The following is a 15,690-nucleotide window of genomic DNA, read 5'->3' as shown; positions in this document are numbered from 1 at the left end:
AGAGGCAATTGCCATGAGACTCCTTAGAACCTGTTATCACCGCCTTGATCGCTTTCCTTGGTGGTCAAGCCAACTCTTCCTCGTCAGCATCGGGATGGGGGTGGGCTTACCTGGCATTGTTTGGGCAGGCATTATTCAGTTTTTGATGCTGCTATCGGGACTGCTGTGGAAGCGATTAGCGGGGTCACCCCCAGTGCATTATCTGCTAGGTGCCTGGGCCTTTATTCTCAGCATCCTCATCCATAACTCTGCCTTTGCCCAGAACATCACCATCACCGAAGCGGCCTGTGTCGAGATTGGCCCCATTAAAGGTGCAGCCTCCACCATCAAACAATTACTGGGACAAGTCACCGTCGGGTCCATCAACTTCGCGGGGATGACCTGTGTGATCATCGGGGCCATCGTTGCCTTTGTATTCGTGACTGCCGTGGCCTATGGAGGCAACGCTATTTTCCAGCATAACCATAACGGCACGGGGTATCACGAGATGCTGCGGCCTTGGATCGCCATCTTGATCTTTGCCGCCTTTCTAACGATGGCAGCATTCATGTTCTTTGGCGTATAGGAGAGAGAGTTTTGACTACTCCCCCACCTAAAGGAAGGGGATTCCCCGGTCACCCAGAAAGTTTTCTGTTTCATAGCAGTTGCCATCAAGACTCATATGTTCCATCCGGTCTTACACTCGCTCCACAGACATCAACCCAAGTCCTTGGGCAAGAATGTTATGTGCTGCGTTGATATCCCTGTCGTGATGGGTGCCACATTCAGGACAATCCCATTCACGCATCGACAGGGGCAGCTTGCTTACTGTGTGGCCGCAATTAGAGCATCGCTTGGAGCTGGGGAACCACTGGTCAATCTTGACCAGCTTGCGTCCGTACCACGCGGCCTTGTACTCAAGCTGTCTGACCAGCTCACCCCAAGCACAATCACTAATCGCTCTAGCCAACGTGTGATTGCGGACCATGCCTTTTACATGCAGACTCTCAACCGCGATCACTTGATTTTCGCGTACCAGTTGAGTGGTCAGTTTATGCAAAAAGTCTTGTCTCGAATCCTTAATTCGAGCCTGAATCCTAGCCACTCTCAACCGTGCTTTATATCGGTTGTTCGACCTTTTCTGCTTCCGAGCCAAAGCCTTTTGAGCTTTCCTAAGTCGCTTGTACAGTCGATTGAAGTGTCTAGGGTTCGCTATCTTCTCTCCAGTAGAGAGCGTCGCCATGCTGGAAATCCCCAAGTCAATCCCCACCTTGCTATTGCAGGGCTTCAGGGGTTGAATCTCAGGGTCATCAACCAGCAAGGAGACGAACCATCGCCCTGCAGCATCCAATTGAATCGTCACAGTGGATGGCTCACAATGCTTCGGGATCTGGCGACTCCATCGGATCGGCAGGGGTTCTTTGCTCTTGGCAATATAGAGTGCACCTTCGACATACTTAAATGCCGACTTGGTAAACTCTGCACTCCCACCGTTCCGTTTCTTTTTGAAGGTGGGATATTTTGCAATCCCATTCCAAAAGTTTTTGTACGCCCCCTGCAGATGCCTAAGGCACTGCTGCAAAGGTACACAACTTACATTGTTGAGAAAATGCAAGCTATCGTCTTTCTTCCACTCCGTCAGGATGGCAGAAGACTGCTTATAGCTGATTTTCTCTTGTCTTTCGTAGAAGGCTTCTGTTCGATGGTGCAGCATTTTGTTGTACACCAAACGAACGCACCCCAGAGTTTGACGCAACAGCTGCGCTTGCTCTGGGGTGGGGTAAAACCTGTATTTAAAAGCCTTCTGCATATCTCACATTTTAGTGCAAATAATGTAAGGCTGCATTATTGCTCCTTGCAGTCGCGCTCCTATCCCTCCCTGGCCTGAAGGCGCAGGGTTTCACGGAGAAATCTGATGAATCGAGACATGCTCAACGAGGGAGATGTCAACACCATCATGGGCACCAACGTTTTGTTTGGAGGCGTCCATCCCATCGTTCTCCTTGCGGGAGCGATGTTGTTCTTTCTGATGACCCCCATCATCTTCAAGAACCTATTTATCGGCATCCCCCTATTCATGCTGGCGTTTGTGCTGATGTTTCTGTTTTTAGGGAATAACCCCCCACAGAAATTGCAACGCCGCACCGTCCCCAAGCAATACCGTTCCGGTCATCCCACCCTAGAGTATGACCGGGCGGGCCTGCCCAAAATGGAGCTGCCCTCTGTGAAAACCAACTACAACTTTATCGAATCAAACTACAAATCCTTCAAGAGCTTTGGGCAGATGGCCTATGAAGGTCTAGACATTGGCTACTACCTGCTGCAACGGGGGAAGCGAGAGCTGATGTTCATCTTTGCGTTTCGAGTCAAGAAAGGCCAGGAGCCAACCCTCACAGATGACATGGCATGGAGTGGTCTCAAAGGGGGCACTGCTGCGGTCACAGGGGCGACAGGGATTGATTTTAAGTCCTATTGGCACATCCATCGGAGTGCGGATGAGCCAATGGTGCAGTTGGCTGATGAGTACGAGACCAGTAATGACCCCCTCTCCCAAGCTTTAACCCAGAGTGCAGCAGAAAACCTAGACCGCTTGGAAAGCGAGGGGCGACTCGTCAAAAGTGACCTGATCTACTTCGCCAAGTACCGGATGATTTTGGGGGCTGACTTTGAGATTAACCAAGGCTGGATGGATGCGATCGCTGAGAAAGTGACCCTCGTCCTGTCCACCCTCAAAGATGACAACTTTGACTCCTTACCGGGGTGGGGAAAAGCCATTCGTCAAGCCTATGTGCGGGGCTATCGTCGGGCCTTGATTGCCCTCACCGCCTCTGATGGCTTTGGCTTAGACGTGGAAACCTTGGGGGTTCAGGAGATCATGGATATCCCCTATCAAGCCTTACATCCTGGAGAGAGCGCCCCCCTCGGCCAATACATCCGCACGGATGACCATTCCCAGCAGCCTGAAGTCATCATCCAGGACTACGGAGACCATGACTTGGGAACCATCTTTGAACCCTATCAAGGACTCCCCACCACTCCAGACTTCACCCGCTCCACGGTCTATATTCCCAGTACCGGGAAGCATTGGGCCTTTATCCGTTTAGGTAAAGTGCGCCACTATCCCGTCGATGGTCAATCCGTCCCTCGGGGCTATCTGAAATTTTTGTGGACTCGGCTAACCACCCCCACCCCATTCTGGGACTGCCAAGTGATTACGGAGCTAACGGAAGACCCCTCCGACATCGAGATCAACAACATGGACTTGGTGATGAAGAACTCCATGAAGCGGATTGCCAAGGGCCTGCAAGAGCAAAGCCCGGATGTCACCGCTGAGATGCGCTTGACGGAAGCCAAGGAACTGCAAGGGTTCATAAAAAGCGGCTGTCGTCCCTTTTGGGCTAGCTGCGGCATCTGGGTCTATCGGGATAGTAAGCAGGAAGTGATTGAAGCATGTAACGAGCTGATTGACCGACTCAAGACCGTACCCACCGAACTCGTCACCGAGCAGATAGAACAGTATTGGTTTCAGTCCTTCCCCTTTGAATGGAACAGCCTACTCACTAAACCCTTTGTCCAACGGCCCAAATACCTCAACTACCAGGCCGTGCCCCTGCTGCCCCAAGTGCAGATGCCGAAAATGGACGACAAAGGGCAGATGTTTTTGGGTCAGGAACTGCCCTGCCCTTGTACCTAGATTTGCTCAACAAGTCCCCAACCACACGGCCATCTTCGCCACCACGGGGAATGGAAAATCGGGAATCTTGTCGGGAATCTTGTTCAGCTACATCCTCAATCGCCGGGTCACCATCGTCTTTGAATACCCAAGGCCCAACGGTGAGAGTACCTATACAGATTTAGTCAACACCTTTAATCGGATTGGCGTGAGTGCGGCCTACCACAACGTCAAAGAGCATGTCATCAACATCCTAGAATTGCCCGATATGCGATGGGTGGATGCCTTGCCCAAACCCGGTGAACCGGGCTATAAATCCACCCTCGCCACGAGGGCAGACCTGTTTGAATCGGCCTTCAACAACCATCTCGCCATCCTGCAAGCGCTGGTCATGGGCACGACGGATGATCCGACCACAGAGTTAATGGTCAGCTCCTTCCTCTCCCGTTGCTATGAAGCCTTTCATCACATCCCTGAGATTCAGCACCGCTATCAGGTCGCTAGTGAAGCCGCCTTTGGCACCCCTGAATCTCAGCAGATGCCCATCTATGAAGAATTCGTCGGCTTTGCTGAGAACTGGTTTATCCAAGAAGTGATGCGTGAGGACATCTCCGACCTGGAGAAAAATACCATTGGCCTAATTCGTACCCAGCTTAAAGGCGTCCTGTCCAAAGCCCTAGGTCGTTCCATCAACGGCATCTCCAGCTTTGATAGCAACGTCCAATGCCTCGTTCTCGCCATGACCAACGTCAGCGACTCCATTGACTCCTTGATCTACTCAATGGTGGGCTTTAACCTGCTGCTCCGCAAGGCCATGAGTACATTAGGGTCTGCTCTGATTACCGACGAAGGCACCCGCATCTATAAATTTGCCTCCTATGCGCGGCTGTCCGGTCGAGTGCCGTCTGAGGGCCGCAAGTGGGCCTGCAACTATATTGTTGCCGCCACAGAAGTGGAAACCATCTATCAGTCCGTCGCCGGCAATGAAATCTTCACCAACCTGCAAAACATCTTTTGTGGGGGATTGCAGGATATCTCCATTAACCGCCTGTGCAACGATTTGGGATTTAGGCGAGAGATTTTAGAGAAATATGTGGGTAAAGGGATTTCCCATACCCGGCAAGAGAGCTACTGGTATTGGAAACGAGACAACCAGCATGTGGAGGTCAGCTTTAACCCCTCCAGCATGTTGATGGGCCTCGTCGCCACGGACAAAAAAGAAGTGGAATTGAGGGACCGCATCTTAGAGCATTATCCCCATGACCCGATTACAGGCTACCGCATCCACGGTGACCTCCTCGCCCGCGCCCACCGAGCGGGCCTCTGCCCATCCACCATCACAGAGGAACAGTATGTACCCCTTCCCCCAGCGTCTGAAGAAGCCCCTGCTGATCGTGATTCTGTGGGTATCCGTTAACCCCCCGATTCATGCCCAGAGCTTTACCCAGCCAGATTATGACTACAGCAGTGTGATTAGCAACACCGCGAGTCAACCCGGTGACAGTCCTTACAACGTCGGGGATATCTATTCCAGCTCGGATAAGGGCAACGGTCAACCGAAAGGACTGCTCGACCGAATCTTGAGCAAGAAAGCCCAAAAATCCCTGTTCAAAGTGATTGAGCATGGGTCTAAAGCCCTCAAAGCCGCCAAGATTGGCCGCAATGTCTACCGGGCCGTCACGGGTAAACGACTTCAGCCCGCCCTCAAAGGCGTCACCGATATCTTGGTGCTATATGGCATCATCGATCCCCCCCAAACCACGGCTCAAGGGGGCAGCTCCACGGATGGACGCCCCATCTATAAAGGGCCATCCTATGAAGATAATCCGTCTCGGTTGGACATCGAGCCGAATAGCCCTCGTGAAGTCTATGCCATCGCCCGTAATGTCCGGGCCATCGGTGAAGAGTTCCATGAGAAGCTGACCCAGATAGTCCTCAGTGACGAGGGCCAAGAACTGATTCAAGCAGAGGAAGCCACCGCTGCCCTCGCCCAAGAAGAGGCCATTGCCGCTCAAGATAGCATCACGGAAATCGTGGGGGTGAGTGAAGAACAAGCGAGTGCCAATGTCTCCGCTGCTGAAGAAATCCAAGTGCTCGGTGCCGAAGCCCAAGGAGATAAAAGCTCCCAAAGCATTTTGAAACGCCTCTCTCTCCAGCAAGCCTTTAGCTCCAGCATTGGTGCCCAGACCTCCCAGCAGCTCACCGGGCTGACGGCAGCATCGGCCCATCAGAACCGGAGCTTAGGGGCCATCGCCAGCCAGAACCTCGTGCAGACCCGCAAATTGAGCAAGCTAGAACTCCTTCAGGCATCGGGGAACCAGCAGCGTACCCAGACCAATTTCATGTTAGAGGCATTGAAGAATGGAGAAGACCTTAAGCAGGATATCCAGGTCGCGAGTACCAAATACTCCTTCTTTACCCCGCAGATCCCTGGACTGGGTGAACCGGAATCAAAATAAGGTTCTGCTACTGGCTTTTCTGTTGTCTCTAGGCTGGGTGCTGTTGACTGCCCACCCGGCATGGGGCAAGGAATCCCTCAATTACAATGGCCTCGATTACCTCCAGCGGATCACGGACAACATCACCAAAACCGCTGCCTGGTGGGATGACCTGTGGGATGGCACCTTTGATCCTGACAATGCGGGGAATACCATCAACAACCGGGCCGTTATGGATGTCGTCCGGTATGTACTACTGGCGGGATTTATCACCTGGAGCTGGAAGATTGGTCGCAAGATCTTTGAAAGAGGGAGTGATATCAGCGACTGGGTGAAGTTCATCATCCCCGTGGTCTTAGTGTCCTTCTTCCTCGCCAACTCAGGACAAGCCATCTACTATACCGCTCATGGGATGCGGCAGATCGTCAATGCGGCCCCTGCTGTGGTCGCTAAGGCCCAAGTCGCAGGTTTTAATGTCCGTCTAGCCATTAATGATGCCCTGTTCTCCCAAGTGACCCGGACGGTCATTTCCCAAGAAGCGAAGAAATGTGCCCAGCTCCATCTCCCTGGGGTCAATCTGACAGAAGAAGAGAAAACCTTGATTGGCCTCAAGAAATTGGGCCGCAGACTAGAAACCCGTCGGCAAGCGGGGCGAGAGCTGACGGGAGAAGAAATCGCGACGGTCTACAAACAAGCCTCCATGAATCAGCTTCAGTGCCTCCAGTCTTTAGATGTCTTTATTCAGGAGCAAAAAGAGACCATTAAAGAAGGATGTCCTGACTGTAAGACCGCATTGGAATTAGCGGAGCGGAGTCAGGAGACGGCTCAAGAAGCCATTAAAAGGAATATGGAGGGCCTAGCCGTCAAGGGCTTTGATATCGCCGCGTCAGCCGCCTACAAAACGGCCCTATTCGCCATCAATCCAGGGTTAGCCTTAGCGGAGATGATTGCTCCAGACTGGCAGCAAATCTTGACGGAAATCGCCATGATGATGGCCTGGGTCTTCATCGCGGGTCAGGAATTGTCCCTGCTACTTGCCGCCTTACTTGGCCCCGTTGCCTTTGCCTTGGGCACGATCCCCCACGGCCAGAATGCCATCGTGGAGTGGCTGCTGTTTTTCGCCCGCGTCCTGCTTGTGCGCCTCGCCTACGTCATCCTGATTGGGTTTGTGGCCGTGATGTTAGCGGGCGTGGCTGCGACCCCCTTAATCTTCCCCCTATTCTTCGGCATCTTTGCTCCCTACATCGCCTACAAAGCTGTGAACGATGGGGTGGGTTTAGCAGGAGATGCCTTCCGCTCCAAGGCTACTAGTGCCGCTACAGCGGGGGCAGGCATTGTGACGGGGGGACTGATTACCCTCAACAGCGTTATGCAGACCAGAGCGATGCGAAATCGTTAGGAGAAACCACCATGCTCACCAAAATCACCATCCCGAAAAACCCTTTGCAAGCCGTGGAGAAAGGCAAGTGGATGCCCTATCTGATCATCGGTTTAACGGTACTCAATACCGGCCTGCTCTTTCGAGTGGGCCTCAGCAGCAAGCAGGCCGCTCAACGAGAACTCTCCAATGTGTTCGTGCAGCTTCCCAACAACCAGACCGTGGAAGCGAAGTCCGTAGACAAACGACATCGGGAAACCTCCCATATCCAAGACTTTGCTCATAAGTGGGTGAGTGCGGCCTTCTCCTGGAGCAAGGGAGAGGGGAAGACCGAGGGCAAGATTGAGTACCCGGCTCAATTCTATGACGTGTCCTACGCCATTGACCTGTCTTACCGGGTGGGGTGGATGGAATCGATCCACAAAAAGTATGACCAGGACTTTCCCTTCCGTAACTACACCTCTGGCAATTGGGAAGCTCAAGTGCAGATTCTAGATCGGCAAAAGGACATCGTTGTCGAACAACTCAAACCGGGACTGTGGAAAGTGACGGTGATTGCGACCCGACTCCATAACCGAGATAAAGAACGAGACTTCATCGAGCGGTTAAATCAAGAGTTGACGATCCAGGCGGTTGATTTTGTGAAAACCGAAGACCAAGACCAGACCCAGCTTGCCAAGTTGATGCGCGTGGGCCAGGAATATGGCCTGCAAATTATTGAAATCCGAGACGTAAAGGTGACCTTATGAACACGACCCAAAAAGCCAAACATGCTAGAGATGTACTGCTCAAGCGCAAACCCGCCCCATCCGAGGGAACATCTAACGCGAAGCAGGATGATCCTAAAGAGACCCGTACACCAGCGGTATCCCTCGCTAACCTAGCGATGCCAGAGACAAAGACCACCGTCCCCAAGAACAAGCTGTATAAGCGGCTGTGGTTTCAGCTTTTGCTCCTCACCGTCGTGGGGACACCCTTTGCCTTACTCGCCACGGGGATGCTGTATGGGAGCGCCCCTCAACAGGCTGAGTCAAACCCCCAAAGTGAAGAGACGGGTTCTACGGTAGCCCAGAGTCAAGAAGAAGTACTCACCCAAGAGAATGCGGATCTGAAGGTGGAACTCGCGGCATTGCGGCAGTCCTTGGACGGTCAGCCCGTTTCTCCTGCTCAGAAGGCGGGGCCAAAGCCCGCAGCCGTTCCCCCGACTCCCAAGCCTCAAGGGAGACCTCCCAGTCCGACCCATCGAGTGACCCGACCGATTCGCTATCAAAGCGCCGTTCCTCGGACCCAGCCCAAGCCCCGAATCGTCTACAGGGACAGACCCGCACCCAAGACTCAACCCGTGGTTGCGGCTAGACCTCCAGCACCTAGACCACAACCTCAGCCCGTTGCTCAAGCTGCCCCCCAGCCTGCTAGTAACTTCAGCCTCAGCAAACAATCGGCTTTTGCCCCTAAGCCCGTCCAACCTAAACCCATTCGTCCCATCAAGGTTTCCACCTCTCACCCCGTCCGTAAACCGATAACCACGAAACCCATTGCTCAAACCCCACCAGCCCCACCCCAAGGCGTTCTGGTCGCTTCCCTCACGGGTGACTTGCTGGAGGATAACCAAGTCGTCACGGATTCACCCACGGCCCTATACCCAGCAACCAGTAACCCATTGGGTAAAGGATTGATTGCTGCTGGCACCACGGCTAAGGCGAAGCTGGACAATCCCATTACCTGGATACCCCAGAACAGTGACGCGATCATCGGTCAGCGGTATCTATTAACCCTCAGTGAAGACTTAGGGACAATGGCGAAGAAAGGTTCCAAGGTCATTGCTGAAGTGACTAGTGCCGAGGGTGACTTTTTGAGTATGCAAGTCGTGGAAGTCAACCAACAGCCCATTGAGCATATGGATCTAACGGGTGAGTCACCAGAGTCCAGGAAGACCCCTGTTGCTGTCATTCAGTACAAGCAGTCTCCACATCTGCAAGCCAAGCTCAAAGGTCAGGGTGAAGGCTTTGGTAACAAACTACTCAGGGCGGGCCTGAATGTGGGGATTGACCAGCTCCGCTCCAGCAGTGTGGGAGATAGAGCCTCGTCTGTCGTCAATAGTCTAGCCCCTAGCCGTTCCTCCAGTGGTTCTCGGAATGGCCTCTATCACTTCAACAAGGAAGTTGAAATCTATTTCATGGAGGGCGTGTAATGAAAGGTTGTCTCGTCATCGTTCTGATCGTCTTAACGCCCTTCCTATTCCTTGCAGGCCCCATCGGTTGGATTTTGGGGGTTATCGCCTGGATTTTGCTCCTGAAGTAAATCGCTTCCAGGTTGCCAATTTAATTCGTCAGATAGCGGCTCCACCAGGGGCCGTTTTTCGTAGATAGTGATTCTAACTCTCTTTCAAAGTTGCAGCGAAACGTTTGCGAAGCAGGTCATGGACAAAACGGTAACGCCCACCAGTTCGCTGAATGAACCGATGGTTTTCTGCATGTTCGAGGAACCTTGCGTAGTTCCAGGGGGCTACTCCTGATTGGTAGAGGACTATACGCAAGGAAATGTGTTGTAAAACCGTTTTCAGCCCTCCAATCAGCCCTCCAATCAGCCCGACAATCAACCCGAAACTCAGCCCGACACTCAGCCCTCCAATCAGCCCTCCAATCAGCCCGAAACTCAGCCCTCCAATCAGCCCGACACTCAGCCCGACACTCAGCCCGAAAATCAGCCCGAAAATCAGCCCGACACTCAGCCCGAAAATTAGCCCGACACTCAGCCCTCCAATCAGCCCATTTTTGAGAGAGTCTTTAATTCCTTGATTAGGATTTATTTTATCTCGAACATCAATTTCAGAAGTTTTTATTCCTCCAATCAGCCCGACACTCAGCCCGACACTCAGCCCGAAAATCAGCCCGAAAATCAGCCCTCCACTCAGCCCGAAAATCAGCCCTCCAATCAGCCCGAAAATCAGCCCTCCAATCAGCCCGAAAATCAGCCCGACACTCAGCCCACGAAAGGAACTACTCCAAGAGAAGCTTAGCTTCTCTTTTGTTTTTATACCACTCAGTTCCCCACTCAGCCCTCCACTCAGCCCGAAAATCAGCCCTCCAATCAGCCCGAAAATCAGCCCGAAAATCAGCCCGAAAATCAGCCCGACACTCAGCCCGACAATCAGCCCGACACTCAGCCCGACACTCAGCCCGAAACTCAGCCCGACCATCAAGCGATACTGTTTACGAGCTTTGGGGATATCAACCCATGAAGGTTGCAGTTGCTCGATTAGAAATTCTGTTGTTTCCTCAAAATCTAGTTTGGTCGCTAACCAACTCAGGTAATAATGTGTTTCCTCTGGTGTAGGTTCTTTCCCTGGAGGGTATGCTCCTTGATTGTTTAGATCATGAACTTGCTTATGGATATATTCATCAAGCAAATCTTCTGAGCTATGAATGTTTTTCCCCTGATATGCAACCACCAAAATAATCAAAAATAATGGTGAATGAGCTAATTCCAGGAGTTCAGGCTGACTTTGAAGTGCATCCCATAATGAGGCTCGGTCTAATCTCTGAAGATATTCTTGGATCTGCTTATCTTCAAGTGCTTGTAGGTAAATCGCTCCATTTAAGCGCTTTAGATATTCATTTTGTGCTTCGAGAGCTTCATATTCCTTACGCCGACAACACACAATAAGGGGTAAAGAGAAATTATCTAGAAAAGCATTGATTTTTCGTACACATTGAATCTGTTGTGCTATTCGGCGTTTATCTAGATCTTCTGATGTGACTTCATCGTCTTTATCCACTCTTCTCAATTCGTCTAAGCCATCCAGAAGAGGAAGCAACTGCTTGTGTTCGATCCAGTGCTTTGAGATAACCAAAGGAATGCTGTACTTTTTAAGCAGTTGCTGACTAAGCCAATCAGCAAACTCCAGTTCTGCATTCCACTCAGATAGTTCAAAAATCACTGGAATTGGCTTTTCTGGGGAATGCTTTGCTTGAGTAAGTAGATCTTTAGCTAGTACTAGCAGCTCATTTGTCTTGCCAGAACCGGGTTCACCTAAAATCAATAAACGCCCCTGAATATCTTCCTCTTCAAAGAGTTCTAGCGTTGAGGTGTGATCACTAACAGGTTTGGGTGGAGTGGTTTTCTTAAAAAGATTGAGTGTGCGGTTGATGAAATTATCAGGAGATTTGTCGGTTTCTTTTTCTTGATCAGGTTGTAAATTACCCTTTCCAATCCTTTGTCTTTGCACCTCCCCCATCAAATCAATCCGAATCTTGTGATGTAGGGAGTCTTCCAAGCGTTTTACAACCTGCTTGAGCAAGATTTCAATCAGATCTTGCCGTGCTTTTAGTCGTTGTGCTTCTGTGATCTCTGGTTTCTTGCGAGAGAAGTACTTTTGACCAAAGACGATGATTTTATCTAGGTTGCCTGTCCACTTAGCGATCGCTGCTGTCGCTAGGGCTATTACAGCAAACCCTGCAATCCCCCATCCAATCATCGGAATATTGTTGAGGAAATCTAGAATTTGCTTGGTTTTAGAGTCATCTGCTTTTTTAGCTGCGGTATCAGCTAGCAACCACAACCAAGACATTGTATTCCAGTCATTCAATCCAGCAATCACCCCACACCCCGATAATGCTTTAAACGGCCACTTCTCACAGCATCGTAACTTGAGAGAGTCAGCACACGAAAACTTCTGACCTATACACTCAATGGATCGGCCAACTCGATCGGTGCCTCTGCTTACTCACCTTGCGCTGCCGGGTGATGATTCCCTAGATTTTTCCCCTTAAGTAAATCGCCTTCAATTTCCCAATTTAGTTCTTCAAAAAGCGGCTCCAATCGGGGCCGTTTTTCCTTAGCGGTACATTCTTATATCGCATCAAAGCCTTCCCTTATGAAACAGAAACTACTTGCATTTTTCCTGGCTAGCCTGCCCTCCTTAACGCAGATAGCCCCTGTCCTTGCTCAGCAACAGCAACAGACGGCTGCACTCAGCCCGGATACTCCAGTCAACTTACCGGGCCTCTACTATGACCCAGACCCTGGCCCTTCCCCGACATTCCAGCAGCTCACGAGTGCAGAGCAGGCAGGGTATGTTGAAATCCCACCCTTACCCAATGGGGTGCAGCTTCCCTACCAGATTGATCGGGCATGGCCCCAGGGGGCAACTCCTGACCAAATCCTCAAATTTGGAGACTTGCAGCAGAACCCTGTCACGGCTGGGTTTACCAAGCTCACCTTGAGAGATATTTCCGCTCAGCAAGGGACAAATATCGCTGGGGTGCCCATTGGAGATGTGCCCCTCGTTTATGGCCTGACGGTTGATGAAGTCGATAACCTCTACACCAAGCTCAACAATGGCGAGAAAGTCACCGTTGATGATGCCGCCCCTGCCATTCAAGCAGCATTAGGAGTGTTGCATGACCCGTCTCAAGCGGGGAAGCACCTTCAGCAAGCGGCACTGTCCACGGGCCAGAAAGTTTTGATTACTAAGCTCAGTAAGATTCCCGCTCTCAAAGGCATTCCTCTCCAAGACCTAACGCGGGGGAACTGGCAGGGGGTAATTTCTAAGGCTGAGCAGATTGAGTTAGCGGGCATTGGTAAGAAGATTGGCCCAACGCTCAAGAAGCTGCCCGTCAATCAGATTGTCCCTCTCGTCGGTGATGTCATTAATGGCAACTGGCAACAGGTGAGGAAGCGGGCGCAAGCCTACATTCTGGCAAAGGGGACGAATATTGCTGTCAAGGAAGTGATCAAGGCTGTCCCAGAGCTGAAAGATTTACCCTTGGGCGCGGTTCCCGATCTCGTCAATCAGCCCATTGAGCAGACCCTACCCAAGATTGCTGACTTGGCGATTGAGGAAATACCTGGGGTAGAGGATGAACTGATCAACTCTGTTCCGGGTCTGTCTGAGATTCCAGTCAATAAGCTGCCCTTTGGCTTGGCCTTTAGCTTCCTTGCTGGGGACTTATTTGCCCGATTTGATATCGCCTACAGTGGCGTAGAAGGACCAGAGGAGCCATCCGTTCAACATGCCTTATCGGGTGGCAGTGAAGACCAGAAGTTTAGACCGATTAAATGCACCCTTGGCAAAACCAAAAACCAGAGAGCAGACAACTGTCCTCACTTTGAGATGCGGAAGTTTATTAGCTCTCCTCTCGCCCAAGTAACGGGGGATGATGATATTGAAGGTAAGCAATGGGTACAGGGGCACTCCAAGGGCAAGAACGGTCAAGGCGTGAAGGGTGGTAAGGGACTCATGAAGTGGGTGAATGGGGGTTGGGAACCTGCAGGCATCCATCCCTTTGGTACAGGCTCCAATACTAAGTTTGTGTTGAAGAATATTAAAGAATATCCTGATAAGCCCAGCACGGCGAGGCTGCATCTTGCCATCCAGTTCTGCTACTCCATCCCGATTCTGGGAGAGCAGTGTACCCCCCACTTCATTGTGATCCCCACACCGTTCACCGTCCGGGAAGGGGGCTTGTTCCTAGTGGCGAGTCGAAGAAGTCTGCCTGCTGAGATTGCCAAGTTCAGAGACCGGGCGTTGACGGCAGCGGGCCTCAGTCAGGTGTACTGTGACCCCAATCAGCTTATTGCCGCGTCGGGCCAGAGTGATGTCTCTCCATCGAATTCAAAATATGGTCACTTAGCCTATGCAGAAAACACGGGTCAATTGGTCAACGTGATCTCCGTCGATGGAGTACAGGAAACCCTAGCCCCAGATGCAGCCCAAGCCTTTGAGCAACTGAGAGCAGATGCAGCGGCTCAAGGGTTGGATATTAAAGCAGTATCAGGCTTCCGATCCGTGTCTCATCAGCAGGCTAATTGGGATAGAAAGTTGGCGAACCAATCTGCTGAAGAAGTTGCCAAGTCAGTTGCTCCACCTGGATATAGTGAGCACCACACGGGTCTAGCGGTGGATGTAGGCAACAACCAGAATGCCAGCCTGAATGAGTCTTGGGCACAGACACCTGAATATGCCTGGATGCAAGCCAATGCCGGGAAGTACGGGTTTGAGTTGTCATTTCCCCAGGGGAATAGCCAAGGCGTTATATTTGAGCCTTGGCACTGGCGGTTTGTGGGGACAAGTCAGGCGCAACAGACCTTTGCGAATGCGGCTGGGAGTCAGAATAAAGGTACTACTGCGTCATCTAATGGCGTCCTTCAACCGATTGATGGAGCGTCAGGTGCGCCGCAATTGCAGGGTATTCCGGGTAGACCAGGTTCAGTGAGTCGCCAGGGAAGCACAACCTCAACCCCTGCTGATCCTGACCATAATCTCAGGCAGTATCTCGCCCGAATCAGAATAGGCGAAAGCACTGACGGGACCAATTGGAAGCCCAATTCTGAGACAGGCGCTTACGGTATTTACCAGTTCACTCCAGAGTCTAGAACTAGTCTTCTGCAACGAACAGGAATAGATGGCTGGACACGAGACCGAGCGGTTGCGGCTCAAGCAGCGGTGGAGTGGATCAAGATTATTGGTGCTGAGAAGAATGTGGATCTGATGGCCGCGATTCAGAGAGGGGATTTTGCCCTGGCGGATCGGGTGTTGAGGCCACTACAGTGGCCTTCGCTGCCGGGTGGTCCTCAACAAAGTGCAGTTTGGAGCAATCCAGCGAATTTTGAGAAATATGGTCCGACTGGGGATGCTTCAACGAATGAGCCTGTTGGTGTGGCGTCTAGGAGGTTGCCTTGTAGACCTAGTAATGGCCCTGGTCAGAGCAACATTGACAATAGTAATTTTGTACAGGGTTCGGGGGTTGCGTCAGGTAGGCTTTCCGATCCCTTGGCTAAGTACGATTACAAGCTGACAAGTAATTACGGCCCAAGAATTAGCCCAACCACAGGAAGGCAAAGCTTCCATCATGGAATCGACCTTGCCCATTATGAGGGGACACCTTTTGTCGCTGCGGATGGCGGGGTAGTTGTCGAGAGTAAATGGAACGGCCTTTATGGAAACTGGATCCTGATTGACCACGGGAACGGCTTGGCTACCTGGTATGGCCACAACAAAGTTAATTACGTAAAAGCGGGGGATACTGTAGATCCCGGCCAACCAATCGGGGAAGTTGGATCAACAGGAGGATCAACAGGGCCTCACATTGATTTAGGCGTAATCGAAGGCTACGTTACTGGCGATCGCAACTCGGGAGTAGAGGTAGATCCCCGTAAACATTTCAATCTGCCCCCTGTAGGGACTTTTAACACACCACAATAAAAAAGGAGACAAAAAC

At 51.5% G+C, this 15,690-nt stretch carries 9 protein-coding genes and 1 pseudogene; 8 read left to right on the top strand and 2 right to left on the bottom strand.

Features of this window, described 5'->3' with window-relative positions:
- Positions 1-13: 13 nt before the first annotated feature.
- The gene (locus tag I1H34_RS28150; RefSeq protein ID WP_212666659.1) at positions 14-565 is read left to right on the top strand and encodes a hypothetical protein; all 552 of its coding nucleotides are present in this window, start codon (positions 14-16) and stop codon (positions 563-565) included.
- 85 nt (positions 566-650) lie between these two features.
- Here the strand turns inward: I1H34_RS28150 and I1H34_RS28145 are convergent.
- A pseudogene (locus tag I1H34_RS28145) lies at positions 651-1,789 on the bottom strand (RNA-guided endonuclease InsQ/TnpB family protein).
- Positions 1,790-1,894: 105 nt separating this feature from the next.
- Here I1H34_RS28145 and I1H34_RS28140 point away from each other — a divergent pair.
- From I1H34_RS28140 to I1H34_RS28115, 6 genes are all read left to right on the top strand, one after another.
- Entirely contained in the window at positions 1,895-3,673 is a 1,779-nt protein-coding gene (locus tag I1H34_RS28140; RefSeq protein WP_212666658.1) for a hypothetical protein, read from the top strand.
- 79 nt (positions 3,674-3,752) lie between these two features.
- Entirely contained in the window at positions 3,753-5,069 is a 1,317-nt protein-coding gene (locus I1H34_RS28135) for a hypothetical protein (RefSeq protein ID WP_212666657.1), read from the top strand.
- Positions 5,005-6,111: a hypothetical protein gene (locus I1H34_RS28130; RefSeq protein WP_212666656.1), complete on the top strand. Its 1,107-nt coding sequence runs from the start codon at positions 5,005-5,007 to the stop codon at positions 6,109-6,111. Before I1H34_RS28135 ends, I1H34_RS28130 begins: the two co-directional genes overlap by 65 nt.
- Positions 6,092-7,489 (top strand): hypothetical protein, encoded by a 1,398-nt coding sequence (locus I1H34_RS28125; protein ID WP_212666655.1) that lies wholly within the window; start codon positions 6,092-6,094, stop codon positions 7,487-7,489. The genes I1H34_RS28130 and I1H34_RS28125 overlap by 20 nt, the downstream gene beginning before the upstream one ends.
- Before the next feature lie 11 nt (positions 7,490-7,500).
- Positions 7,501-8,217, top strand: coding sequence for a hypothetical protein (locus tag I1H34_RS28120; RefSeq protein WP_212666654.1), 717 nt, complete (start codon positions 7,501-7,503; stop codon positions 8,215-8,217).
- Entirely contained in the window at positions 8,214-9,659 is a 1,446-nt protein-coding gene (locus tag I1H34_RS28115; protein WP_212666653.1) for a hypothetical protein, read from the top strand. Before I1H34_RS28120 ends, I1H34_RS28115 begins: the two co-directional genes overlap by 4 nt.
- Positions 9,660-9,842: 183 nt before the next feature.
- Here the strand turns inward: I1H34_RS28115 and I1H34_RS28110 are convergent, their stop codons facing one another.
- Positions 9,843-11,768 (bottom strand): NACHT domain-containing protein, encoded by a 1,926-nt coding sequence (locus I1H34_RS28110; protein ID WP_212666652.1) that lies wholly within the window; start codon positions 11,766-11,768, stop codon positions 9,843-9,845.
- Between the two features lie 576 nt (positions 11,769-12,344).
- Here I1H34_RS28110 and I1H34_RS28105 point away from each other — a divergent pair.
- Entirely contained in the window at positions 12,345-15,674 is a 3,330-nt protein-coding gene (locus tag I1H34_RS28105; protein ID WP_249370259.1) for a D-alanyl-D-alanine carboxypeptidase family protein, read from the top strand.
- Positions 15,675-15,690 lie beyond the last annotated feature (16 nt).

This window comes from Acaryochloris marina S15 (genome assembly GCF_018336915.1).
Classification (GTDB): domain Bacteria; phylum Cyanobacteriota; class Cyanobacteriia; order Thermosynechococcales; family Thermosynechococcaceae; genus Acaryochloris; species Acaryochloris marina_A.
The sequence above is the reverse complement of the archived record's forward strand: the minus strand, read 5'-3'. Positions and strand labels throughout refer to the sequence as shown.

Bases quoted from the DNA above. Each gene is read 5' to 3' on its own strand.
- I1H34_RS28130 (WP_212666656.1), top strand. From the start codon at position 5,005: ATGTACCCCTTCCCCCAGCGTCTGAAGAAGCCCCTGCTGATCGTGATT.
- I1H34_RS28120 (WP_212666654.1), top strand. From the start codon at position 7,501: ATGCTCACCAAAATCACCATCCCGAAAAACCCTTTGCAAGCCGTGGAG.
- I1H34_RS28140 (WP_212666658.1), top strand. From the start codon at position 1,895: ATGAATCGAGACATGCTCAACGAGGGAGATGTCAACACCATCATGGGC.
- I1H34_RS28150 (WP_212666659.1), top strand. From the start codon at position 14: ATGAGACTCCTTAGAACCTGTTATCACCGCCTTGATCGCTTTCCTTGG.
- I1H34_RS28115 (WP_212666653.1), top strand. From the start codon at position 8,214: ATGAACACGACCCAAAAAGCCAAACATGCTAGAGATGTACTGCTCAAG.
- I1H34_RS28105 (WP_249370259.1), top strand. From the start codon at position 12,345: ATGAAACAGAAACTACTTGCATTTTTCCTGGCTAGCCTGCCCTCCTTA.